Source organism: Granulosicoccus sp. 3-233 (assembly GCF_052681095.1).
Genome location: NZ_JBQYLE010000006.1, coordinates 244,647 through 267,512 on the forward strand (window position 1 = coordinate 244,647; position 22,866 = coordinate 267,512).

Genomic DNA, 22,866 nt, shown 5'->3' on the forward strand with positions numbered 1-22,866 from the left:
GTACAGGAGGCAGGTAATGCCAGCTGATTCGGCAGACCGGCTCAGAGATCGTCTTTCGAGTGATAACCCGAATCGATCACGATGGCTTCGTAATTCGATGCATCCACCGATACGGGTTCCAGCAGATAGGACGGCACAACCTTGACACCGTTGTCATAGGTCGTGGTGTCATTGATCTCGGGTTCACCGCCCTTGATCAGGGCATCAGCCATGCCGACCGCGACACGAGCCAGTTCCCGAGTATCCTTGAACACGGTGGAATACTGTTCCCCGGCAATGATCGACTTGATGGATTGCAGTTCTGCATCCTGGCCTGACACGATGGGCATCGGCAGATCGCCCGATCCATAACCGACACCTTTCAGCGAGCTCAGTATGCCGATGGACAGACCGTCGTAGGGACTCAATACGCCCTGAACCGTGGCATCGGTGTAGTGAGCCGAAAGGAGGTTGTCCATGCGTGCCTGGGCGACAGCACCGTCCCAGCGCAGGGTACCGACCTTGTCCATCCCCATCTGTCCGGAAACGATATTGATCGAGCCATCGTCTATCAGCGGTTGCAGGACTGACATGGCCCCGTCGTAGAAGAAATAGGCGTTATTGTCATCCGGTGAACCACCGAACAGCTCCACATTCCAGGGGCTGCTATCCGGAAACCGTTCCTGCAGCCCGGCGACAACGGAACTGGCCTGCTGCACGCCGACCTTGAAGTTGTCGAAGGTTGCATAGTAATCGACGTATTCACTGTCCCGGATCAGACGATCATAGGCAATGGTCTTGATGTCTGCGAAATGGGCATTCTCGAGCGCATTGGACAAGGTGGTGCCGTCAATGGCGGCGATGACCAGCACGGATACGCCCTTGGTGATCATGTTCTCGATCTGCGCCAGCTGATTGGGAATGTCATCCTCCGCGTATTGCAGATCAACTTCATAACCTGCCGCCTCGAATTGTTCCGCCATGGAGTTGCCGTCGGATATCCAGCGCGCCGAGGACTTGGTCGGCATGGCAATACCGATGGTGTCCGCTGCCACCGACACGGCGGGCAGCATCATCAGACTGGCAGAAACCGCAAGGGTCGACAGACCCGTAAGTAACTTTCTCATATTCGCTCTCCTGGAGGCCGGGGAACTCTTCGGTTCCGCCAGCCGGTCGTCGTGTCGAAAGTGCCTGATGCACTCGACTTGCAACTGGCCTGCAGTGTAGTCACACCACGGCATATCATTCAAATTACATTAATTGACTTCTGCATACCATTTATGGAATATGACTTGCCATGCGACACCTGACTCAGCGCCTCCAGTGGCGCCACCTGCGTTTGCTCAGTGCCATCGATGAATCCGGCCAGCTATCCATGGCCGCCGAGCGACTGGCCATCACGCAACCGGCGGCCTCACGCATGCTTGCGGAAATCGAAGGCATGGTCGAGCAACCCCTGTTCGTGCGCAAACCCAAAGGCATGGTGCCCACCCCCATCGGTCAGGTCCTGATTCGTCATGCCGTTTCACTGCTACGCGGCCTGACAGCCACGGCCAATGAAGTGAATGCCTTCGCGGCCGGCAAGACCGGTAGCGTCAGGGTCGGCTCCGTGACCGGAGCGGCTGTAGCCTACGTCGTGCCGTCCGTGCAGAAGCTGCGTGCCGATACTCAGGGTGCCGATATCACCATTGCGGTGGCACCCAGTGAGGAACTGATTCAGGGGTTGCACAATGGCGATTATGATTTCGTGCTTGCCAGAGTGCCGCCGCCTCACGACAGACGACAATTCGAATTCATGCAGGGCCGCGCCGAGACCGTGGAGTTTCTGGCCAGATGCGATCACCCTTTGCTGAGCCTCAGGAAACCGACCTTGAAGGATTTTCGTGGTTATGCCTGGGTCATACAGGGAGTGGGAACACCCATGCGCGATGCCGTGGAACGCGCCTATATCGAGCACTCCATACCGCTGCCTGACGAGATCATCAACACCACCTCCCTGCTCGTCATGATTGCCAGCCTGCAGTCCTCTGACGCACTGTCGCCGATTTCCAGTGAAGTCGCCGAGTTGCTGGCGGGGACGACAACCGGTGACATGACCACTCTGCGCTTCCCGGCACCGATCACCATTCAGCCCTACCATCTCATTCAGAAGAAACAACAGACACTGAGCCCGCTCGCCGTTCGACTTCGCGACCTGGTCATCGAGGCTCTCAGAGTCGGACCGTAGAGAGAAACCATCGACAACGGTGCTGCGGAATTCATTGAAAACACGGCATTCTGGCACCACAATAGCTTGTCAACTGCCCTCCACTCACTCCCGATTCCCTCGAAAAACAATGGATATGCTATTGAGTTCTGCCTCGGCCTTCTGGATAGGCCTGGCTATCGTGACGCTGATCGTACTCAACTCATCGGTTAAGTTCGTCCCTCAGAACACGGCTTTCGTGGTCGAGCGCTTCGGTAAGTTTCGAACGACGCTGACCGCAGGCCTGAAGTTCGTTCTGCCCATCGTCGACCGGGTAGCCTACAAGGTATCGCTCAAGGAAATGGCTCTCGACGTTCCCTCTCAGTCAGCCATCACCAAGGACAACATCACACTGACCGTTGATGGCGTGCTCTACCTGAAGGTCATAGATCCGGAAAAATCCAGCTACGGCATCGACAACTACGTCTTCGGTGTGACGCAACTGGCCCAGACCACCATGCGTTCGGAAATCGGCAAGATCACGCTCGATCGCACCTTCGAAGAACGAGATCTGCTCAACGCAGCCATCGTGGCAGCCATCAATGAAGCCGGCGAGGCCTGGGGAACCACTTGCCTGCGTTATGAAATCAAGGACATCACGCCGCCCAAGAGCGTTCTGGAAGCCATGGAACGACAAATGAAGGCCGAGCGAGACAAGCGCGCCACCGTGCTGGAATCCGAAGGTCAGCGCCAGTCCGCCATCAACGTGGCCGAAGGTCAGAAACAGGCCATCGTGCTGGCTGCCGAGGCCCAGCGGGAACAACAGATTCTGGAGGCCCAGGGTGAAGCTGAAGCCATCACGACCGTAGCCATGGCGCAGGCTGGAGCGCTGGAAACCATCGGCAAGGCCGCCGCAACCGCAGAGGGCCAGAAGGCCGTTCAACTGGATCTGGCCACCAAGGCCATTGATGCCAAGGCCCGAATCGCGAAGGAATCGACGATCGTGCTGATGGACGGCAAGAAGAGTGAAGCCGGCAGTGTCGTGGCTGAAAGCATGGCCGTTGTTGCCGCCATGAATTCCAGCGAGGCCTTCAAGTCCGGCAATTCCTGACATGGACACCCTCTCCATCAATCAAGCCACAATCTGGCTGACCCTGGGCTTTCTGTTGCTGGCCATTGAAGCCATCGCCTTCGGCTTTACCAGTGGATTGCTGCTGTTCGGCAGCCTGGGGGCCTTGTTGACGGGAGGGCTGCTGTGGCTTTCTGTGGTGCCGAATTCCTTTGTTGCCGCCATTGCCTGCTTTGCCGTGGCGACCAGTGTCATCACGCTGGTACTGTGGCGACCGCTCAAGCGCCTGCAAAGCGGCGCGGAACTGGGCCATGACCGCAGCAGCGACCTGATCGGGCTCAGTTTCGTGCTGAGCAGTGACGTGTCCGACTCGGCGCCGGGTGTCCACAAGTATTCCGGAATCCACTGGCGCGTGGAACCGGCAGAACAGGTCCCGGACAGGCTCATCAGTGCCGGAACACGCGTGAAGGTGAGTGCCGTCAGCGTTGGTGTATTCTACGTCGAACCATTCACGGAACCGACTGGAAACCCATGACGAATACCCCTGATCACGCACAGCTGCTGGACGATCTTGCTCCCCATGGGGTACTGCGCGCCGGCATCAACATGAGCAACTTCCTGCTGGTGAACCAGACCGACGAAAACGGTCAGCCTGACGGTGTCTCTCCTGCCATGGCACGCGCACTGGCAGATGAGCTCGGTGTCGAGCTCAAGCTCATTCCCTACGAAGGTCCAGGCGATGTCGCCGATGCTGCAACACGCGATGAATGGGATATTGCCAATATCGCCCTGGAAACCGAGCGCGCCAAGGTCATCCACTTCAGTCCGGCTTATTGCGAAATCCAGGCAACGTATCTGACACCACCCGACTCTGCGATCACGTCCATGGAACAGGTCGATCAGCCGGGTCATCGTATTGCAGTGAAAGCACGCAGTGCCTACGACCTGTGGCTGACCCGTCATATCACACAGGCGACGCTGATACGAGCCGCTTCACTCGATGAATCCTTCGAGCTGTTTCGCGACGAAAAGATGGATGTACTGGCAGGCCTGAGACCCAAACTGCTGCAACAACAGGCGCTGATGCCCGGTTCACGGCTGTTCGATGACAGCTTCATGGCCGTTCAGCAGTGTATGGGCTGTCAGGTCGACAAGCCGCTGGCAGCTGACTTCGTGCAGGATTTCGTCAACCGTGCCAAGACATCCGGCCTGGTGGCCAGTCTGATCCGGAAATTCGATGTGGAAGGCCGCTTGTCGGTAGCCCCCTGAGTGTCGTCCTGAAGCTGCACGGCATTACGACAGCACGGGCCCGGCCCTTCTGATTACCGCCCGAAGATGCCAGGCCTGCCCGCAGGACAAACAACAAGGCTCGCGCCCGGATGGTCAGTCATGCTGATGGACAGAGAAACCAGCCTGTTGCTCATTGTCGATGTACAGGAGAAGCTCGCTGCATCGATTCTGGATATCGACCCGTTGGTGGCGGTGGTTGATCGCCTGATCGATGTCGCCGACCTGTTGAACGTGCCGGTGTGCGCCAGCGAACACTTCCCGGCAGCCATCGGGGCCACGCTTGCGCCACTGAGAGAAAAACTGCGGAACGAGCGTGTTGTGCAGAAAGTCCATTTTTCAGCGGCTCTGGAAGACGACTTTCAGGCACTGATGAAACACCTGCAGCCGAAGCAGATACTGGTATGCGGCACCGAAGCCCATGTCTGTGTACTGCAGACTGTCCTGATGTTGCAGGCGCAGGGATTCGATACCTTTCTGATTACCGACGCCTCATCGTCGCGTCACGCATCCGATCGTGATGCCGCCTTTCAGCGAGCAGCTCGGCAAGGCGTACAGCTGGTCACCTCCGAAATGGTGATGTTCGAGTGGATGCAACGTGCCGACATCCCCGAGTTTCGAGAAGTCCTGAGGCTGATAAAGTCCCGCGCCTGACGGTGAAACACGGTGACGGTGACGCCAGGGCTTGCTGTTTGAACGTCGTCGATAGCTCGGCCGACCGGTTTCGTACCGACCACTGGCGACACACCATCAGAAGAGCGGCATCTGCTGTCCGATACCGGGTTCTTCCATTGGTGGAGACGGCGCTCGGAATTGCGATACATCCGTGGTAAACACGCCTCGTCCACTGGCCAGACCATGACGCCGGCAGGCACTTTCGAAACGTTGCCGGATGATGTCTGCTCTTGGTCCTTCGCCCGAGAAACGTGAGGCGAAATCACTGTTGTTCAATTTGCCGGAACGCAGAGAACGTATCGCCTTCAGCACCCGCTCCTTTTTCAATGGATAACAGGCTTCCAGCCATTCCGGGAACAACTCTGCCAACTCGTGCGGCAGACGCAGCACGATGGCATTCGCACCCGATGCCCCGGCCAGTGCAGAGGCCTCGAGGATGGCATCCATCTCGTGTTCGTTGAGCGCCGGGATGACGGGCGATACCGATGCTCGCACCGGCACACCGGCCTCTGCCAGAGTCCTCATGGTTCTCAATCGACGATGCGGTGCGGCGGCTCGCGGTTCGAGGCGATGGCTCAGGGTATTGTCCAATGTTGTCATGGAGATCGACACCGTCACCAGATTGCGATCAGCCATTTTCACCAGCAGATCCAGATCGCGTTCGATCAGTGAGGATTTCGTGATCAGATAGGCCGGATGCCGGCATTCGAGCAATACCTCCAGAATCTGCCGGGTAAGGCCGAGTTGCCGCTCCAGGGGCTGATAGGCATCCGTGTTGACACCTATGGCAAGTGGCTTGCACCGATAGCGAGGACTGGCCAGCTCCTGCCGGAGCAACACTGCCGCATCGAGCTTGGCATAGAGTCGGCGTTCGAAATCCAGACCAGCCGAATGCCCCAGAAAGGTATGAGATGGCCGGGCAAAGCAGTAGGCACAACCGTGTTCGCAACCACGATAGGGGTTGATCGATTGATCGAAATGCACATCCGGTGATTGATTGCGGGTGATGACCCGCCGGGCCTTGTCCGGCCGCCAATGCGTACGCAATGTGGTCGGCGCTTCAGCATCGGGACGAGACTGGAAGTCGTTTGGACCGAGCGAACAATGGTCATCCTCACTGCCCGAATGCGGGGAGTCCGACCACGCCATGACTTGCCAGCCATCGTCGATATCGACACGCTGTGTCGATTCGAACCTGCCACTGCGATTGCTCTGCGCACCCCGCCCACGACGCCTGTACGGTGTATCGAACATTGACCACGCTCCGTCTGCCGGAATCGAAATACCGTTCAATCATACAGTATAGTGGCAATATATACAGTAGTAGGAACGAACCGGGCAATCGACGCAGAGGCCGTTGGCAACCACTGCCCGCTACCGGCAAGGTTGACTGGATCGTGCAACGGGCGGGCCGCGTTGTGCCAGAGTGCTACAGAGAGCTCACCAGATGCCCGCCGTCCACGGGCAGGGCAATTCCATTGATGAACGATCCGGCGTCGCTGCACAGCAGCAACAAGGGCCCATCCAGCTCTGTCAATCTACCCGTACGGCCGGCAGGCGTCGAACGGATATAGTCGGCACCTTCGGGGGTCGCGAAGTAGTCGGCATTGATATCGGTCGCAATGTAGCCGGGGCACAAGGCATTCACGCGGATACCCCGCGGCCCGAGCTCCAGCGCCATCGACCTGGTCAACTGAATCAGACCGGCCTTGGAAACGGCATAGGCACTGTGACCGAACCCGACGCGCAGGCCCAGAATGGATGCGATATTGACCACGACACCCGCCTGCCCTTCGGCTATCAGATGACGAGTCACCTGATGGGCAACTCGCCATGCACCATCCAGATTCACCGTCAGCGTGCGCCGCCATTTATCCTCGTCCAGTTTATGAAAGGTCTTCGACTCAGCCATTCCGGCATTGTTGATCAGAATGCCGATGGTTCCCAGTTGCTCATGCACCGTCTGTAGAGCCTGCGCAACACTGTCTTCATTCGTGACGTCCATGGTGACGGCCATGACCTGCCCACCGTCATCGCGTATCGAGGCTGACACGGTTTCCAGCTTGTCCCGTCGTCTGGCAGCGACTACCACGATGGCCCCCGCTCTGGCGAGCACCTGGGCAAAATGTGCACCCAGACCACTCGATGCACCGGTGACGAGTGCGACCCGACCGGCAATTCCTTCAACTGGATTGTTCATGACTCAGACTTGTGGCAGTGGATAGGCATGCAGTTGTGATTACGTGATACGCGATGAATATTGCTGAAACTTTTGCTCTTGCTTTTGCTTTTGCTTTTGCTTTTGCTTTTGCTTTTGCTTTTGCTTTTGCTTTTGCTTTTGCTTTTGCTCTTGCTTTTGCTCTTGCTTTTGCTCTTGCTCAATCAGGATGTGTTGCCAGACGACGGCCTTCTGCCGATGAGCGGTACACCAGCTGCTCCAGCCGGATATTCTCCAGATAGTCGCCTGCGGCTGTCTCCAGTACCGTACCGTTCAGGAGATGCGACACCACATGTTGCTGGAAGGCGTATACCGAGTCCCCGGCAAAACCCGCCCATGGCTGCGTCGGCATGATCACGTGGTCATCACTGTGACCAAAAGACCGCTTGCGCACCTGACCATCGCCATGTAGCGACAAGCTCCCTCTGGTCCCCTCGACGAGTGCTTCGCCAAAGGTCAGACGTGTTGTCTCTGCAGCATGATCAAGATGGCGATTTCCATCGAACAGTGCCTGCACACCCTGGTCCATGCCGAGCAGGATATGACCCGCATCCTCTCCGGCAATAACCGGGTTCAGTCGCCGCAGATCAGCATAGACCGTATGCACCTCACCAAACAGATAGCGAAAGGTATCGATGTAATGAATGCCTGTTTCGTGCACAAGCAGGCGCGGCATGCGCTGGAAGTAGGGTTGTCGTTCCAGATAGGCGTCGGGCCCCTGACCATCTCCGGTACGCAGGCGGAAACAGGCCTGTTGCACATCACCGATCTCACCCGCTTCCATGGCAGCGGCCATCATCCGAAACCAGGGTTGAAAACGGAAGTTCTCGTGAACGATCAATGTCACACCGGCAGCCGATGCGGCCTCAACCAGTTGCGTGGCATCCTGCAGGGACTCGCAAAACGGTTTCTGGCAGATGATGGTGGACACCCCGGCATCCAGGGCACACCTGACCGACGCCACATGCGTGTCGGGTGGCGTGGCAATATCGAGAATATCGGGAGTCACAGCATCAAGCATGGCACCCAGCTCTTCAAAGGCAACGGAGCTGACAGCCTGGGCTCGAGACAGATCGGTATCGCAACAGGCCACCAGACTGACGTTCTCCATTCGCTGCCAGGCATCGTGGTGAAAACGGGCGAAATACCCGGCTCCCTGACAGGCTACCGTTAGCATCTGCGTTGACATATCACTACCGCCTCGTCGGTGTTTGACTGATCGAGAATGATGCCTGAACGGCCTTCATTGCGCATGACACGCCTGCCTGCCTGCCCGAGCCCGAGCCCGCCGGCAGCCGCGATCTGCACTGTGCCAGACTGTCACCCCGGAATCAAACCATGTCGATGAGTGCTCCCGTCTTCCCGTATCCACGAGCAGCACCTGGTCTCAGCCGCTGCTTGCTCATGTCCAGCGGCAACTTGACCTATACTGTGCTCCCCCCCAGGCAGACTGTCGACATCTGCCCCCGCGTCAAGGCAAACGAGTTTTCATGAAGGACAAATCCGGCTGGAACAAGTATCGGCACAAGCGCAAGGCGGTCGAACCGCGTGACGTCGAACTGCTCATCGACTCTCTGACCAATGCCGGAGACGGTCTCGGCAGGCAGGACCAGCGCGTGGTTTTCGTCCCCTATACACTTCCCGGTGACCGGGTAAGAATCAAGGTCACGCAACGCAAGAAAACCTATGCCCTGGGCAGTGTCGAAGAGATTCTGGAACCCTCCAGTGACCGGATCGAAGCGCCCTGTCCGTATTTCGGACGCTGTGGTGGTTGCGACTGGCAGCATGTCCCCTACTCGATCCAACTGGCAGCCAAGCAGGAGCAATTGCTCGAGACACTCAGTCGCATCGGCATGCTGAAAGACCTGCCCATGAAGGATATCGTTCCCTCGGCTCGAGAATATGGCTATCGAAATCGCATTCAGGGTGAGATTCGTGCAGGTAGTTTTCACTACAAATGGCGTCGCAGCGACCAGCGAATTGCCATCGATCGATGTGCCATTGCCGAAGAGCCCATCAACGACTTTCTGCAGAACACCGACCTGAGTCAGACCGTGCAGGGCCGCGTGGAAATCGCCGTCGTCGACGGTGAGGTCACCGTGGTCGAGGTCAATGACAGGAATTCAACCGAACTGGGCTTTCGCCAGGTCAACACCGAGGTCAGCAACGCATTGACAGCAGGGTTGCTGGCCAGTGTCGAGCAAAGCCAGTGTACGGCCATCACCGATCTGTATTGTGGTCGCGGGCACTGGACCAATCATATTGCCGAACAACACCCGGACAAACAGGTGACAGGCGTGGATTCTTCTGCCGAGAATATCTCCGTGGCGCGTGACCAGGCACACGAACGCAATCTGGGCAATGTGCGCTTTCACCAGGCTGCCGTCGAGAAGACGCTGGGTAAACTGGACATTGGCAACAGTCTGTGTATTGTCGATCCACCGCGAGCAGGACTCGACGGTTCGGTTACTGATGCGCTGATCGCCACGCCATGTCAGGAACTGCTGTATGTGTCATGCCATCCGGCAACGCTTGCCAGAGACCTGAAGCAGCTGACGGAAAAAGCCTATCGTATAGAGTCCCTGACGCCCATGGACATGTTCCCGCAAACTGCTCATCTGGAATGTGTCGTCAGACTTCGCCGGAATCAGTAGTCAACTGAAGCGAGACTGCGCCGGTAATCGTCAATCAACGCGACATCCAGCTCACCTTCCTCGCCGGAAAACCCGAAGGCGCTGAGGACCGGGTCGGCTGTCGCTTGCCGTCGGCACGACGCATGAAACGACTCGATGCCGATTTCCGCCTGAATCCGTTTCGCCAGAGTGGGAGTCAGACCGGCACCTGCCATGATCTGAATCCGCCGACCAGCGTGCATCTGTATTGCCGACAATCGCGACAGGCCATCAGCCACGGTAGGCGCTCCGCCTGAAGTCAGTATCCTCGTGAAACCCAGTTCAACCGCCTGGTCGATAGCCAGCAAGGGGTCATCCAGCACATCGATGACTCGATGCAGTGTCAGTTGCAAGCCTTCAGCGGCGTGACACAATCGCGCCAGAATTGGCAGGTCCAGCGTGCCTTCGGCTGTGGCTGCGCCCAGCACCACACCGGCCAGACCGGCTTCTCGGGCAACGGCGATGTCCTCACACATCAGCGTTGTTTCCATGGTACTGAAACAGAAGTTGCCCGAACGTGGCCGAATCATGGCCAATACCTGCGTTCGCGGTGGCCTGCCAACGGATCGCTTGTCATCACCTCTGATGCCGCCCACCCCGGAAACAGCCGCTGATTCAGCAAGCCTGCCAGCGAGCTTCATGAGGCCGTAGGATGGCGTCAATCCACCGACTGCCAGTGCCGAGCACAGCTCGACCCGATCGACCCCGGATCGCAGGCAGCTGAACAGAGCAGCTGAGTTATCCACACACACTTCCAGCTCGGCCTGACTCACGAAGCGATACCGCTCAGACGCTGTTGCACCATCCAGGCGGCACCTGCCAAGCCCTGCTCCGGACCACTGGCCGTCGGATACAACAGCGACGTTTCCTGTCTGACCAGGGAACGCCTGCGCACCTCCTGGTCCAGGGCTGAAATCAGCTCCTGCGATCTGGCCAGCCCACCGCCCACGGGAACGACTGAGGGTCCGATGAGGTTGACCGCTGCAGCCAGTGCGCCGCCGACGATATCGAGCCAGAGATCCACAATCCGCGTGGCCATTGCGTCTCCGGATTGCCAGGCATTGACAATGGATACACTATCCAGCGATGTCCGGTAGGCATGCAGGTAAAGGCGCTCCAGTCCGCGAGCACCACCCAGTGTATCCACACAACCTGTCTGGCCACAGAGACAGGTGAGGATCGGCAGAGACTCACCGGTTCTCATGGCACTGGCTGGACCGTGGCCCCACTCACCGGACAGACCGGCCTGCCCGACATGCAGACGCCCGTTCAGCACGATCGCACCACCGACGCCTGTGCCCAGTATGATCGCCATTACCGAGGCATGACCACTGGCCGCCCCCCAACGGGCTTCTGCCAGCGCGAATGCATCCGCATCGTTGAGGAGAAAGACAGGCCGCCTCAGACGTACCTGCAGTTCTTCCGCAAGCCGCAGGCCACTGATACCCGGAATATTGGCACTGGTCAGCTGACCGCTCTGCGGCTCGATCACCCCGGCAATGGCGATGCCGACAGCCTCATCACCTTCGGGGCACAAAGCCTTCAGTGCCTTGAAGAACCGGCTCGGGTCATCGACAGGCGTCGCTCGTCGTCCGCGCTCCTCTATCCGCCCCTGATCATCAACGTGGGCAGCCACGATCTTCGAACCACCAATATCGAAACAGAACGTCATTGCTCGAACCAGTCTTGCAGAAACGGGAAAGCGGCAGAAGGCACCGCACCAGAGAACGGCACGGGTGCCATCACTACCAGCGCGTGCTTCCCACGCTACCATACTGCGCGATGATTCAGGCGGCTACCGGATCAAGCGTGACCTTGTACAGCTCGGTATCATCACGATCCATCAAACGCACGGTGAGCTGACGACTCTGGCCATCGATATCCACCAGCCCGAAGAACTGCAGACCCATGGAAGGCGGCAGGTTCACTCCCTGGTCTGCCGTGGGTGCCTTGACGTAACGGACTTCGGGGCCGAACGTTCCATCCAGTTCATTCGGTCCGAAGGTTCCCGCATGCAAGGGTCCGGAAACAAATTCCCAGAACGGTGTGAACTCCTGAAAGCTGGCTCTGTCCGGATGATAGTGATGAGCAGCCGTGTAATGCACATCAGCAGTCAGCCATACCACGTTGTCAATCCCGCTGTCACGCATCCAGCGCAGCAGTTCGGCGAACTCGAGCTCGCGACCAGCGGCTTTGCCTGAATTGCCGTTGGCAACCGCTTCCACATGGTTCTCCCCATTGAACTTGTCCCACACTACCAGTCCCAGCGGCATGTCCGATGCAATGACCTTCCAGGTGGCTGTTGAATGCGCCAGCTCATCTCGCAACCACGCGAGTTGCGCCGCCCCCAGGATACGTGATTCGTCCGTGATCTCCGATTGCATGCCTTCGGTGTTCGGCCCTCGATAGGAACGCAGGTCCAGAAAGAAGACATCGAGCAAGGGACCATAGGAAAGTTTGCGATAGACGCGACCGGGCTCTTCCGCGGTGTAGCTGATGGGTGTCATTTCATGGAATGCCTGCGCACTGCGCGAAGCCAGCGTCATGATGGATTTCTCGGTATAGCGATCGTCACCGGTCAGATCCTTCGCGGCAGACCAGTTATTGACCACCTCATGATCATCCCACTGGTAAAAGACCGGTACTTGCTGATTGAAGGCACGAACATGCTCATCCAGCATGTTGTACTTGTAACGCCCACGATACTCATCCAGCGTCTCGGCAACCTTTTCCACACCTTCCGCCACAAGACTGTTCCAGATACTACCATCGGGCATTTCCGCAGTGGCACTGATGGGGCCATCGGCATAGATCGTATCGCCGCTGTGGATGAAGAAGTCCGGATCGTGAGCGGCCATGGTGGCATAGGTCTGCATGCCACCACGCTCCTTGTCGATCCCCCAGCCCTGACCTGCCGTGTCACCTGACCAGGCAAATCGAATATCGCGTGTGGCGGACGGAGCTGTTCTGAAGTGACCGGTCACCGCTTCCGACACGTTCCGGCTGTCCTGCAGATCGGCAAAGCGCACTCGATAGAAGATCTCCTGGTCGGCAGGCAATGTGTTCAACAGGCGTTTGACGGCAAAATCGCTACCGGGCATCGCTGTGGTGGGAGCCAGGGCAGTGGCTTGGGTAAAACTCTCATTGCTTGACACTTCCACCAGCATTCTCGCCGGCCGGTCCGTTCGAGCCCAGATGACACCGCTGTTGGCGGAGACATCACCTGATTGCACACCATGGGTGATGACGGGCCTGGCCGAGGCTCGAGAGATACTCGGAAAACCCGACACAGCACCGGCTGCCAGCGCTCCACTGCTGCTTGCAGCCAATTTGAGCAATCGACGACGCGCGGGTAGAAAGATGGATCGTGACATGACTTGTTCCTGGCGAGAAGAGAGATTCACTATCATCAGACCTGCACGTGAATCAGCGATGACAAGCCCGTTCCCTTGTCATTGACTCGATGACCCGTCTCAACTTTTCTGCCGAGACCGGTTTTGTCAGACACTGAAACCCCGAATCTTCCATCAACGCAGTTTCCTCGACACCACAAACCCCACTGACCAGAATGGCCGGCATATCGACAGCCAGACGGTCACGGATCAAGTGGATGACATCCAGACCGCTCTTGCCATCGGCCAGCTGAAAATCGCAGATCAGCAAATCGGGAGTGCATGTCAGCGATTCCAGCGTGTGCAGGGCACTCTGTACACCCAGCTCGCAGATGGCCTGACACCCCCAGGCAGCCAATGTGTTGCCCATGGCCCGACAGATCTCCGGATCATCATCGACAAACAGTATGCACCGCCCTTGCATTGATGTCGTCGATTCGAACTCTTCACTCTCCAATCTCCCCGACCTGTCGGCCGATGCAACACATGCCGGAAGAAGGGCTGGCGATGCAGAGAGAACACTGTTCGAGTCGGACTGCGTCAGGCAGTCCATGCTCAGCGTGACCAGTGTCCCTCCGGAATCACTCATGTCCAGTTGAACCTTGATATCCAGCAATTCGCACAATCGCCGGACGATAGACAAACCCAGGCCGACCCCCAGGGTGCAGAAACGCTCTTCACCTTCCAGTTGGTAGAACTCCGAGAAAACGTTCTGTCGTTCCTCTTCAGGTATGCCCCGCCCAGTGTCACTGACCTGTATGTGCAGTCGTAACCCGCGCTTTTCTGTTCTGATCGTGACACCCCCTTCCTCCGTGAACTTGATGGCATTACTGATCAGATTGCGCAGGATACGCGCCAGCAGAGTGCCATCCGTATGCAACCTGATCTGCGTGGTGATACAGCAGAAATACAGATCCTTCTCCTGCGCCACTGGTGCGAACTCCTGCTCCAGTATGCTGCAGACAAGCCCAAGCTCGATGACCTCGATCTCCGGTTTGACCACATTGGCATCCAGTCTGGACACATCCAGCAGACTGTCGAACATGGAATTCAGCACATCGGTTGACTGATCGATGGATTGAAACAGCTGCTTGTTGGAGGCATCTTCGCTCTTCAATCTCAGCGCATGGTGAAACAGTCCCAGAGCGTGCAGGGGTTGACGCAGGTCATGACTGGCCATCGCCAGAAACCGACTCTTGTCGATGACAGCCTGCTCTGCCCTGGCCTGGTGTTCAGCGGCGATCCGCTGTTGCTCTGACAGGCTCTCTACCAGCGCCTTGTTCTCCTGATTCAATCGAGCGAGATCACGGTATCGTTGCTGCGACAATCGACCGAGAAAGACGGTACACGCGATGGAGGCGACGATCAGCAGCGCCAGCAGAATCAGCATGGGTCGACCACTGAGCATCAGCGCAATGGCCACAGGGGCGGCAAGACTGGGAAGCATGGTGCGCGATATCGGCGTGAACAAGGCCGTAGCCGCCGACAGATTGGCAATCATTGCGCAGAATACGCCAACCAGCAGCAGACGATTCTCTTCGGGCAAGGGCAGGAACAGCACCAGACTTGCTGTACCGTATACCAATCCGGAATAGATGGACCCGGCATCGAATACCAGCCGCCACTTTGCCTGCTTCTGTTGCTCGGGAGGCAAACCCGTGAAATGTCGGCTTGCCGAGATCTTGATGAGCACTTCGACCACGAACATGGTCAGAAACAGCATCAGCCAGATCGTCTGAACGTGACCCCACAGCGCGTGGATGGCGAGACCGAACATGAGGCTCAGCCACAGTGCATACCAGCAACTGTTTTTCAGAATATTCCGGATCAGCGCATGTTCGAGGGCAGACAGCGGTGCCGTGCGGTAGCGTCGCAGGCCTTCCATCAGGTGATGCAATATCACTCTCATCGCGAGTTGCCGCACCCGGTGCGGACGTCGCAGCTGCCGCGCAACCGGTTTGCTTGATGACTCTCAGCGCACAGTTTCATGTCATGAGCTTCAAGGCATGGATGCCACCCATGCCGCTTCCCGGCATGGATTTGAACTCAACATTACCATGAAAGCCGGCAGACATCCCCTACCATGTGCTCGGGCATGCAGCACAGCAGGCAGGAAACAACACCGATCGATTGCAGTGACAGAAATAACCGCAGCGTGGACGCTGCTGAAATCATTCCTTGATCGTGAAACTCAGCGTAGCCTTCTTCATGGCTATCGGCGTCTCCTGATTCAGTTGCATGAGGCCATCAACCAGATAGGGTCTGTAGGAAATCGAGTAGTCACCGGGTTCGGACATGTCATAGTACTGCCCGATATCCACGGTGGCATCGACACGCCCGCCGGCAGGCACTGTCACGTAGTCATGTGGCTGCGGTGAGCCGCGCTTGACCATCCTCCCGAGATATTCCATGGTCTTGCCATCACGCACCACGACAAACACATCCGCGGACAGCTCTTTCTCCAGAGGTGTGTTCCAGGTCAGGATGTCGACCGCCTGACTTGCATGGTTACTCACATGAAAGACGATAGGTGGAGGGCCCTCACCTGCTGCCGTTGCAAGCTCGATTCCTGCTTGCAATGTCTGCTGTCCGATTTCCGCTGGCATGACATCCTCTTGCGGCAGTTTGTCACTGGCCGAGCAGGCAGTACCGGCCAGCAGGGACAGCACCAGAACTCGTGCCACTGATCTGACGGCGTTCACTGACTCAACTCCTGACCCGACGCCGACGGCGAGCCGCAACGGCCAGCAGCAGCACTGCAAATCCCCAGTTGCTCATGGAACCAATACCACTGGACGACGAAGATGACACGGTATCCTGCGCCACAGGGTCATCGTCCGACGTAGTCGGCGTCTCGGGATCCACTGGCGTTTCGGGCTCTACCGGCGTTTCTGGTTCTACCGGCGTTTCTGGTTCTACCGGCGTTTCTGGCTCTACCGGCGTTTCTGGCTCTACCGGCGTCTCGGGCTCTACCGGCGTTTCCGGCTCTACCGGCGTCTCGGGCTCTACCGGCGTTTCCGGCTCTACTGGCGTCTCGGGCTCTACCGGCGTTTCTGGCTCTAACGGCGTTTCTGGCTCTAACGGCGTTTCTGGCTCTACCGGCGTTTCGGGCTCCACCGGCGTTTCGGGCTCCACTGGCGTCTCGGGCTCTACCGGAGTTTCGGGCTCTACCGGAGTTTCGGGCTCTACCGGAGTTTCGGGCTCTACTGGCGTCTCGGGAACCGGATCATCATCCGGCACAGTCTGAACCGCGACGCTGGTGACGGTGTACGCTGAATCCTCATGGCCGAAGATGGCCACGAAGTAGTCAATTTCGCTGGGCAAATCACAAGCATCGACCACCGATACAGAACTGAAGTCTTCCGACAGACAAAGCTGTTCCGCATTGTCCAGATCGCTGGAGTCGTAGATCGCCAGGTCCACATCACCGGAATCCGAAGTGGCCTGTACTGACGTTGCGCCACCCAGCACGAAGACATGGATATCGCCTTGCGACAGCGTGCTACTGCGTGACTCGCCGGCTGTCAGACGACCCATATCGGTTCTTGTTCCCGTCGGCTCGGAAACCGCCTCTTCCAGAGACGCTACCAGCGTGAACTGCGCATCGGTGTAGGCCGAAACCAGCACATGGTAGGTAGCTGTACTTGATGGGATATCACAAATATCCAGTGTTGATTGCGAAGGCGATGCCTCCGCTGAACACACCAGCGTTGCATTATCGAAATCGAGTGAATCGAACACGAACAGGTCGGCATCACCACTCAATGATTCCAGCTCGACCCGGTTGGCGCCACTGACCGAATAAACCAGGCGTTCACCCTGAGCCAAAGAGGCGGATACCGGCGTATCCAGCGCCAGCACCGCAACCACCTCTTCCGGCGGCACATCGATTTCCTCACTCAATGCGACCAGTTCGAAGTTCGTTGCACTGAATGCGCTGACCTCGATGTATACCGTTCCCGCACCAGCAATCTCACAGATGTCTTCGCTGGTCACGCTCAATGAACGGCAACTCTCAGCGGTCATCTCCTCATCCGTGTAGATGAAAAGATCGGCATCACCCCCTGTCGATGTCAGTTTGACAACACTGGCGTCATCGACCTGATAGGTCAGGCGTTCATTGGTAGCCAGCTCTCCACTGACCGGTACGTCCAGCTCCAGCACGACATGTTCCACGATGTCGGGCGGTTCAACCACACCTGCAATATCCAGAAAAGGGGTGTTCTCTGCAAAATATTCGTGATTGTCAGCATTGCTGATAGCCTTGTCAGGGTCTGAAATCGCCAGACTCTGTGCGCCTCGCTGAGAGTACACATGGTCATCGGTATCGGCCAGAACCGTGAAATGCGATAGTTCATGAATGATGGTTCCGGCGCGAGAATCCGTTCCATCGACATTGGCACGACGAAATTCGGGACAGAGGAAGACATCATACGGTCGGCTTGGATAGACATAGGCATAGGTACCCGCCTCATCACAGCCACAGTCGTAACGCAGGGTTTCTTCCTGCAAAGCGGTTTCCATGGACTCGAAATTGGCGACCACGCGATCGAAACGTGCCTCGGTATATTCACCGAACCAGGTTGTATAACGCGGCGACCCCGAACGTTCATCAATGGCCAGCCCGTTGAGATCCTGCACAGCCGTTGCAGTCAACTGTTCGGCAACCTCGGTCGCAGCAAGAATATCGCTCTGTTCCTGCGCCGAGCAATTGTTATAGGCCGGTACCTGAATTCGGCGCTCGATCGATGGATACACGTCCATCGAGAGTCTGTTCGACTGCATTTCGCTGACCAGCAATTCCTCTGCCGAGCTGATCTTTCGAGTCAGAGTGGTCGAACCCGTTGTTGCGTTCTCGAAGTAGCGGATATCACCGACGAACTGAATCTGACGAGTGTCCGATCGATCTATGCGGTAATAGTCATTCAACTGAACAACGGTACTGAGACTCGCGCCTGGTGCCACCGTCAGGTAGTTTTCGGCAGCGGGAGCGACACGCTTGACTTCACGGCCAATGTACGACGCTGACTCTTTCAGTGGCCATTGCTTGAGAACACGCTCGATACGAAAGACATCACTGGACAATGTCTGCTCGAACGGTGTGTCCCAGCTCAGAATCGACAGTGGATGCTGCCCGGAATTGCTGAGACTCACGGTAACGGAGCCTTCCGCCGGACCGGCCGTCAGCGATATCTCCAGTGGATCAGCCTGTGCACTCAGGGCACACAATCCGATGCAAGCCGCCATTGATTGACGACGAATTGACGACGCACGCATCCCTTTTCTTACTCGAATTCCACTCGATGAATGCATTATACCGAGTAACGAGCATCGAAACCTTTCCGTTGGCGCATCAACGGAACGCATCACACCCGATCACCATCCGCGTGAACAGCGGCATGAAAGCAAGTGAAGACGTCACAAACAGTAGCAAAACCCTCTTCCGAGCATGAGAAAGATCTCTCGGCCTGGATCAACATCTGCGATATGATGCTCACTGTCGATGCTGGAACTGACCATCAAACCGCTTGCAAGGGTTTGGAATGCGAACATTTCCGGCTCGCCGACTTCAGGATACCCCTGCGCGATTCCGTTCAGCCGAATGAGACGAGGAAGTGATTTGATGACTGATGCACCTGTGACACCTGTTCTTGACATTTCTCAGGCTCTCATCGAGGCACGCCGCCTGGGTCGTCGCACGGACATATCGCAGCTTCCGACGCCGGACTATGCCGAAGCCCTGGAAATTCAGCAGCGTGTGCAATCGACCCTGGGGCCTGTTGGCGGCTTCAAGGTGGCGCGCCGCGCAGAAGGCGCACCGATCATGGCTCCGATCAGCACCAGTCGCGTGCTGCCGTCGGGTGCCGATGTTCACACGGACGACAGGCTTGGCATCGAGCTTGAAATCGGCTTCGAACTGATCTCCGATACCGTACCGGATAATATTGCAAGCCCTAACCAGCATTTTCGCCCGCGTATCGTTCTGGAACTGGTCGATACCCGACTGGAGGGAGCCGAAAGCGATCCGATGATGAAGCTGGCCGACATGCAATTGAACGCCGGACTTGTCGTCGGACCCGCAATCGAGACCTGGAACGGTGACGATTTCGGCACTGTCGAAGGCAGCCTGAGGTGTGGCGAACAGCAAGTGATCGATGGTGCGGTAACCGTACCGGGCGGCTCTGCCCTGGCAATGCTCTCGCACTTTCTCGAGCACGTTGGAAACCACTGCGGCGGCCTTCGTCAGGGCCAGATCCTCATCACGGGATCGCTATCGGGCCTGCTCTACTTCCCCCCCGGAACCCACGTCCTGGGCAGGATCAGCGGATTCGGTGAGGTCAGTTGTCGTCTGGGATGAGGCCCTGCCTCTTGCCTCGGCCAGCAATGTCTGCGTGCGCGTGACCAGGTAGTCTGCCACCAATCGCGCTGCACGTGACAAGGGACGACGCGCATCGATCACCACCGAGATCGTAGGTGACGAGAGAGCCTTGTCCTTCAGCGGCAGGAACAACAGCGTACCCTGATGCATTTCCGGGAGCACATCCAGCTCGGACGTGATCATGGCTACATCGCCGCTCTGCAGAACCTGCTTCAGGAGTTGTAGAGAATTCGAAGACAGCACCGGGGTGTTTTCCGCAAAGAACCAGGCGTAGCGATTATCGAGATACTGCCTCATTGGCAGCATCTTGTTCTGTGATACCAGCGCATGACCACTCACCTTGGCCAGTGAGGTATGCGGTACGTCGGCAAGCGGATGACCCGGTGCCACAATGCAACCGAAGCGCAACTTGTCAGACCAGTGCACGTGCTGGTGGCGCAGTCGCGGCAGGTTGAAAGCCATGGCAATCTCGACAGCGCCTTCGTCTAGTGCGCGAGCGGCTTCCGCAGGCGTGACGATATCAAGCGACAACCGGATATGGGGATGTTCAGCGCGTAGCCAGGCGTGCAGATCTTCCAGAATGCCATTGGACAAGCTGTCCATGGCAGCCAGTCGCACGCTGCCGTGCTTTACCCCACGCATTTCCAGCAACGCGTTTTCCAGCTGCTCCGCATCCGAACTCCAGCGACGAGCCATGACCACGACGGCTTCACCGGCTGCAGTGGGACGCATCCCACGTGGCAGACGTTCGAACAGAGGCACGCGAGAGTCCGCTTCCATCGACTTGACATGACGGTCGATCGCCGATGCAGCAATTCCCAGCGCACGCGATGCCGCCTGAACCGACCCATGTTCGGCAACCGCTGCGATATAGAGCAACTGCCGCGGTACCAGATGAAGTTTCATGTTCTCGGATATCCTCAAACCATTCTCAAAACGAGAATGCAGCGTTACAGATTTTGCCGTAGATGGCAATCCACCGTTGCGCTACTCTGTTTTCGACGTTGCTTGACGGACACTGAAAATGCCACCTACCTACTGCAAGGGACACGCCCTGCCGGAGCCGACCGTGAATCACGAACCAGTCATCAGAAACAACTGGCCGGATGAACGACAAGCTCCCAACCGCGAGACACAGCGGCAGGTCAGAGCATGAGATTCACGCCTGTTGACGGTCGCCGAATCGGCATGCTGACTCCTTCGTCCAATACCGTACTGGAACCGTATACATCAGCCATGTTCGCGCCACTCGGGCAAGATGCCAGCGCCCACTTCGGACGCTTCCGTGTCGTCGAGATCTCGATGTCGGAAGCCTCTCAGTCGCAGTTCGTCATGGATCCGATACTGGATGCTGCCGAACGACTGGCAGAGAGCAATCCGCACCTGATTGCCTGGAACGGCACCTCCGCCTCATGGCTGGGTCTGGACAAGGACCGCGCGCTCTGCGCAGCGATCACCGACAGAACCGGTATTCCGGCGACTTCGACCATGCTCGCCTACGATGACTTGCTGCGTGACTTGAAGGTCACCCGATTGGGACTGGTGACGCCATACCTTGGCGAGATACAGAGCCGAATCGAAGCAAACTATGCAACCCAGGGTATCCAGATCGTCGCCGAGGCTCACCTGGAAGACAAGGGCAACTACAGCTTCGCCACCTACCCGGCCGAGCAAGTTGGCGCGCTGGTGGAAGACGTCGCCGAGGCCCGACCAGACGCCATTGCCATCGTCTGTACGAACTTTCGGGGCGCCCCGATCGCGGAACGCATCGAACAATCCTGTGGCATTCCTGTGCTCGACTCCGTCGCCGTCACTGCGGCTTACTGCCTGAGAAAGACAGGCCTGGATCCTTCGCGAATCACCGGCTGGGGAAGCGTTTTCGAACGTGTGGCACGACTCGACACTTCCCTGACCCATCATTGAACAACCCGACCAGAGATAGACGCCATGAAACATGAAATCACCGCCAGTGCCATTGCGCTGGCCATTCTGACTGCCCCTGTCAGCGCGGAAAATCTGCGCGTGATGGGCCAGCCTGTCGCCACTGGCCTAATCCAGAAGAATGTGGAACAACCATTCTTCGAGAACTTTGCGACCGAGACCGGTCTTGAGGGATTTACAGCAGACTATCAGCCGGTGGATGTCACCGGCATCAAGGACACTGAGCAGCTACGCATCCTGAAGGACGGACTGTTCGATATCGTGTCCCTCCGCCTGAGCCAGGTATCGCGAGACGAACCAACCATACTGGGCCTTGACCTGGTCGGTTTGAACCCTGACTACGCCACAGGTCGCACGACCGTTGCCGAGTTTGCGCCGATCGTGGACGCTCGACTGCAGGAGAGGTTCAATACCAAGCTCCTGGGTGTCTGGCCGTTCGGACCACAGGTTCTGTTCTGCGAACCGGAGATCGACTCGCTGGCCGATCTGACCGGACTGAAGGTACGCGTATACGACCAGAACCTGGCCGAATTCGTGTCGCTCGTTGGCGGCACGCCAGTACCGATCGGCTTTCCTGAAGTTCAGCAGTCACTCGCCCGGGGTGTCATCGATTGCGCGATTACCGGCCCCTCCTCTGCCAATTCAGCCGGCTGGCCCGAAGTCAGCTCGTATACCATGCCCATCGCCTTTCAACTGGCGATGAATGGCTACGGCATCAACCTCGACACCTGGAAAAAGCTCACGCCCGATCAACAGGCGAAGCTCCAGGCCGGATTCGACAAACTCAGCGAACAGATCTGGACGTATTCCGAAGAACTCTTCACCGATGCAGTGCGTTGCAATACCGGCGAGGAGCCCTGCGAGACAGGTACTTCATACAACCTGACACTGGTCGAGCCAAGTGCCGCAGACATGGAACTGGTAGGCACTGCGGTACCCAATGTCTCCTTCCCTGCGTGGAAGGAAGTGTGCGATGTCTCCAATCCAGGCTGCTCCGCAGCATGGATGGACTCGGTCGGTACAGCGCGCGGGCTGTAAACAACAACCGGACCCGGGTCTGTTGAGCCCG

Annotated in this window: 20 protein-coding genes; 9 read left to right on the plus strand and 11 right to left on the minus strand. The window is 57.6% G+C overall.

Annotation, left to right across the window (positions count from 1 at the left end):
- Nucleotides 1-41: 41 nt before the first annotated feature.
- Nucleotides 42-1,106 carry a multiple monosaccharide ABC transporter substrate-binding protein gene (gene chvE / locus ACUNV4_RS17175; RefSeq protein ID WP_430879822.1) on the minus strand — a complete coding sequence of 355 codons (1,065 nt, stop codon included), beginning with the start codon at nucleotides 1,104-1,106 and terminating at the stop codon, nucleotides 42-44.
- A 170-nt stretch (nucleotides 1,107-1,276) separates the two neighbouring features.
- On the opposite strand from chvE, the gene ACUNV4_RS17180 reads away from it, so the two are divergent.
- The 5 genes from ACUNV4_RS17180 (at nucleotide 1,277) to ACUNV4_RS17200 (ending at nucleotide 5,174) form a co-directional block, all read left to right on the plus strand.
- Nucleotides 1,277-2,206 carry a LysR family transcriptional regulator gene (locus tag ACUNV4_RS17180; protein ID WP_430879823.1) on the plus strand — a complete coding sequence of 310 codons (930 nt, stop codon included), beginning with the start codon at nucleotides 1,277-1,279 and terminating at the stop codon, nucleotides 2,204-2,206.
- A 109-nt stretch (nucleotides 2,207-2,315) separates the two neighbouring features.
- A complete protein-coding gene (locus tag ACUNV4_RS17185; RefSeq protein WP_430879824.1) occupies nucleotides 2,316-3,275 on the plus strand; it encodes an SPFH domain-containing protein in 960 nt (319 codons plus the stop codon).
- A 1-nt stretch (nucleotide 3,276) separates the two neighbouring features.
- Nucleotides 3,277-3,768, plus strand: coding sequence for an NfeD family protein (locus ACUNV4_RS17190; RefSeq protein ID WP_430879825.1), 492 nt, complete (start codon nucleotides 3,277-3,279; stop codon nucleotides 3,766-3,768).
- Entirely contained in the window at nucleotides 3,765-4,502 is a 738-nt protein-coding gene (locus tag ACUNV4_RS17195; protein ID WP_430879826.1) for a transporter substrate-binding domain-containing protein, read from the plus strand. The genes ACUNV4_RS17190 and ACUNV4_RS17195 overlap by 4 nt, the downstream gene beginning before the upstream one ends.
- A 120-nt stretch (nucleotides 4,503-4,622) precedes the next feature.
- Nucleotides 4,623-5,174: an isochorismatase family protein gene (locus ACUNV4_RS17200; RefSeq protein WP_430879827.1), complete on the plus strand. Its 552-nt coding sequence runs from the start codon at nucleotides 4,623-4,625 to the stop codon at nucleotides 5,172-5,174.
- A gap of 96 nt (nucleotides 5,175-5,270) precedes the next feature.
- Here ACUNV4_RS17200 and ACUNV4_RS17205 read toward each other — a convergent pair whose 3' ends face one another.
- The 3 genes from ACUNV4_RS17205 to ACUNV4_RS17215 all read right to left on the minus strand — a co-directional run bounded on the left by ACUNV4_RS17205 (nucleotide 5,271) and on the right by ACUNV4_RS17215 (nucleotide 8,602).
- The gene (locus ACUNV4_RS17205; RefSeq protein WP_430879828.1) at nucleotides 5,271-6,449 is read right to left on the minus strand and encodes a PA0069 family radical SAM protein; all 1,179 of its coding nucleotides are present in this window, start codon (nucleotides 6,447-6,449) and stop codon (nucleotides 5,271-5,273) included.
- Nucleotides 6,450-6,624: 175 nt separating this feature from the next.
- Nucleotides 6,625-7,395: an SDR family NAD(P)-dependent oxidoreductase gene (locus ACUNV4_RS17210; RefSeq protein WP_430879829.1), complete on the minus strand. Its 771-nt coding sequence runs from the start codon at nucleotides 7,393-7,395 to the stop codon at nucleotides 6,625-6,627.
- 178 nt (nucleotides 7,396-7,573) lie between these two features.
- A complete protein-coding gene (locus ACUNV4_RS17215; protein ID WP_430879830.1) occupies nucleotides 7,574-8,602 on the minus strand; it encodes a Gfo/Idh/MocA family protein in 1,029 nt (342 codons plus the stop codon).
- A 301-nt stretch (nucleotides 8,603-8,903) separates the two neighbouring features.
- Between ACUNV4_RS17215 and ACUNV4_RS17220 the strand changes: the two genes are divergently transcribed.
- Nucleotides 8,904-10,067, plus strand: coding sequence for a class I SAM-dependent RNA methyltransferase (locus ACUNV4_RS17220; RefSeq protein WP_430879831.1), 1,164 nt, complete (start codon nucleotides 8,904-8,906; stop codon nucleotides 10,065-10,067).
- Here ACUNV4_RS17220 and ACUNV4_RS17225 read toward each other — a convergent pair.
- The 6 genes from ACUNV4_RS17225 to ACUNV4_RS17250 all read right to left on the minus strand — a co-directional run bounded on the left by ACUNV4_RS17225 (nucleotide 10,061) and on the right by ACUNV4_RS17250 (nucleotide 18,754).
- Nucleotides 10,061-10,858, minus strand: a complete 798-nt coding sequence (locus ACUNV4_RS17225) for a copper homeostasis protein CutC (protein WP_430879832.1) — start codon at nucleotides 10,856-10,858, stop codon at nucleotides 10,061-10,063. The two genes, ACUNV4_RS17220 and ACUNV4_RS17225, sit on opposite strands and share 7 nt — an antisense overlap.
- Nucleotides 10,855-11,757 (minus strand): ROK family protein, encoded by a 903-nt coding sequence (locus tag ACUNV4_RS17230; RefSeq protein WP_430879833.1) that lies wholly within the window; start codon nucleotides 11,755-11,757, stop codon nucleotides 10,855-10,857. The genes ACUNV4_RS17225 and ACUNV4_RS17230 overlap by 4 nt, the downstream gene beginning before the upstream one ends.
- Before the next feature lie 115 nt (nucleotides 11,758-11,872).
- Entirely contained in the window at nucleotides 11,873-13,459 is a 1,587-nt protein-coding gene (locus ACUNV4_RS17235; protein WP_430879834.1) for an alkaline phosphatase D family protein, read from the minus strand.
- A gap of 52 nt (nucleotides 13,460-13,511) precedes the next feature.
- A complete protein-coding gene (locus ACUNV4_RS17240) occupies nucleotides 13,512-15,386 on the minus strand; it encodes an ATP-binding response regulator (protein WP_430879835.1) in 1,875 nt (624 codons plus the stop codon).
- A 262-nt stretch (nucleotides 15,387-15,648) separates the two neighbouring features.
- A complete protein-coding gene (locus ACUNV4_RS17245) occupies nucleotides 15,649-16,179 on the minus strand; it encodes a hypothetical protein (RefSeq protein WP_430879836.1) in 531 nt (176 codons plus the stop codon).
- Between the two features lie 4 nt (nucleotides 16,180-16,183).
- Complete coding sequence (locus tag ACUNV4_RS17250; protein WP_430879837.1) at nucleotides 16,184-18,754, minus strand: M35 family metallo-endopeptidase; 2,571 nt, start codon at nucleotides 18,752-18,754, stop codon at nucleotides 16,184-16,186.
- Between the two features lie 346 nt (nucleotides 18,755-19,100).
- Between ACUNV4_RS17250 and ACUNV4_RS17255 the strand changes: the two genes are divergently transcribed.
- Nucleotides 19,101-19,835 carry a hypothetical protein gene (locus ACUNV4_RS17255; RefSeq protein WP_430879838.1) on the plus strand — a complete coding sequence of 245 codons (735 nt, stop codon included), beginning with the start codon at nucleotides 19,101-19,103 and terminating at the stop codon, nucleotides 19,833-19,835.
- Here ACUNV4_RS17255 and ACUNV4_RS17260 read toward each other — a convergent pair.
- On the minus strand, nucleotides 19,749-20,762 hold the full coding sequence (locus ACUNV4_RS17260; protein ID WP_430879839.1) for a LysR family transcriptional regulator: 1,014 nt from the start codon (nucleotides 20,760-20,762) through the stop codon (nucleotides 19,749-19,751). The two genes, ACUNV4_RS17255 and ACUNV4_RS17260, sit on opposite strands and share 87 nt — an antisense overlap.
- Before the next feature lie 246 nt (nucleotides 20,763-21,008).
- Between ACUNV4_RS17260 and ACUNV4_RS17265 the strand changes: the two genes are divergently transcribed.
- Both ACUNV4_RS17265 and ACUNV4_RS17270 read left to right on the plus strand, forming a co-directional pair.
- Nucleotides 21,009-21,779, plus strand: a complete 771-nt coding sequence (locus ACUNV4_RS17265) for a maleate cis-trans isomerase family protein (protein ID WP_430879840.1) — start codon at nucleotides 21,009-21,011, stop codon at nucleotides 21,777-21,779.
- Between the two features lie 24 nt (nucleotides 21,780-21,803).
- Nucleotides 21,804-22,835: a TRAP transporter substrate-binding protein gene (locus ACUNV4_RS17270; protein ID WP_430879841.1), complete on the plus strand. Its 1,032-nt coding sequence runs from the start codon at nucleotides 21,804-21,806 to the stop codon at nucleotides 22,833-22,835.
- The last annotated feature ends 31 nt before the right edge of the window (nucleotides 22,836-22,866 follow it).

What these genes read in the sequence shown, in the direction of transcription:
- chvE (WP_430879822.1), bottom strand. Translation starts at nt 1,106, where the DNA reads ATGAGAAAGTTACTTACGGGTCTGTCGACCCTTGCGGTTTCTGCCAGT.
- ACUNV4_RS17180 (WP_430879823.1), top strand. Translation starts at nt 1,277, where the DNA reads ATGCGACACCTGACTCAGCGCCTCCAGTGGCGCCACCTGCGTTTGCTC.
- ACUNV4_RS17185 (WP_430879824.1), top strand. Translation starts at nt 2,316, where the DNA reads ATGGATATGCTATTGAGTTCTGCCTCGGCCTTCTGGATAGGCCTGGCT.
- ACUNV4_RS17190 (WP_430879825.1), top strand. Translation starts at nt 3,277, where the DNA reads ATGGACACCCTCTCCATCAATCAAGCCACAATCTGGCTGACCCTGGGC.
- ACUNV4_RS17195 (WP_430879826.1), top strand. Translation starts at nt 3,765, where the DNA reads ATGACGAATACCCCTGATCACGCACAGCTGCTGGACGATCTTGCTCCC.
- ACUNV4_RS17200 (WP_430879827.1), top strand. Translation starts at nt 4,623, where the DNA reads ATGCTGATGGACAGAGAAACCAGCCTGTTGCTCATTGTCGATGTACAG.
- ACUNV4_RS17205 (WP_430879828.1), bottom strand. Translation starts at nt 6,449, where the DNA reads ATGTTCGATACACCGTACAGGCGTCGTGGGCGGGGTGCGCAGAGCAAT.
- ACUNV4_RS17210 (WP_430879829.1), bottom strand. Translation starts at nt 7,395, where the DNA reads ATGAACAATCCAGTTGAAGGAATTGCCGGTCGGGTCGCACTCGTCACC.
- ACUNV4_RS17215 (WP_430879830.1), bottom strand. Translation starts at nt 8,602, where the DNA reads ATGTCAACGCAGATGCTAACGGTAGCCTGTCAGGGAGCCGGGTATTTC.
- ACUNV4_RS17220 (WP_430879831.1), top strand. Translation starts at nt 8,904, where the DNA reads ATGAAGGACAAATCCGGCTGGAACAAGTATCGGCACAAGCGCAAGGCG.
- ACUNV4_RS17230 (WP_430879833.1), bottom strand. Translation starts at nt 11,757, where the DNA reads ATGACGTTCTGTTTCGATATTGGTGGTTCGAAGATCGTGGCTGCCCAC.
- ACUNV4_RS17235 (WP_430879834.1), bottom strand. Translation starts at nt 13,459, where the DNA reads ATGTCACGATCCATCTTTCTACCCGCGCGTCGTCGATTGCTCAAATTG.
- ACUNV4_RS17240 (WP_430879835.1), bottom strand. Translation starts at nt 15,386, where the DNA reads ATGAGAGTGATATTGCATCACCTGATGGAAGGCCTGCGACGCTACCGC.
- ACUNV4_RS17250 (WP_430879837.1), bottom strand. Translation starts at nt 18,754, where the DNA reads ATGCGTGCGTCGTCAATTCGTCGTCAATCAATGGCGGCTTGCATCGGA.
- ACUNV4_RS17255 (WP_430879838.1), top strand. Translation starts at nt 19,101, where the DNA reads ATGACTGATGCACCTGTGACACCTGTTCTTGACATTTCTCAGGCTCTC.
- ACUNV4_RS17260 (WP_430879839.1), bottom strand. Translation starts at nt 20,762, where the DNA reads ATGAAACTTCATCTGGTACCGCGGCAGTTGCTCTATATCGCAGCGGTT.
- ACUNV4_RS17265 (WP_430879840.1), top strand. Translation starts at nt 21,009, where the DNA reads ATGAGATTCACGCCTGTTGACGGTCGCCGAATCGGCATGCTGACTCCT.
- ACUNV4_RS17270 (WP_430879841.1), top strand. Translation starts at nt 21,804, where the DNA reads ATGAAACATGAAATCACCGCCAGTGCCATTGCGCTGGCCATTCTGACT.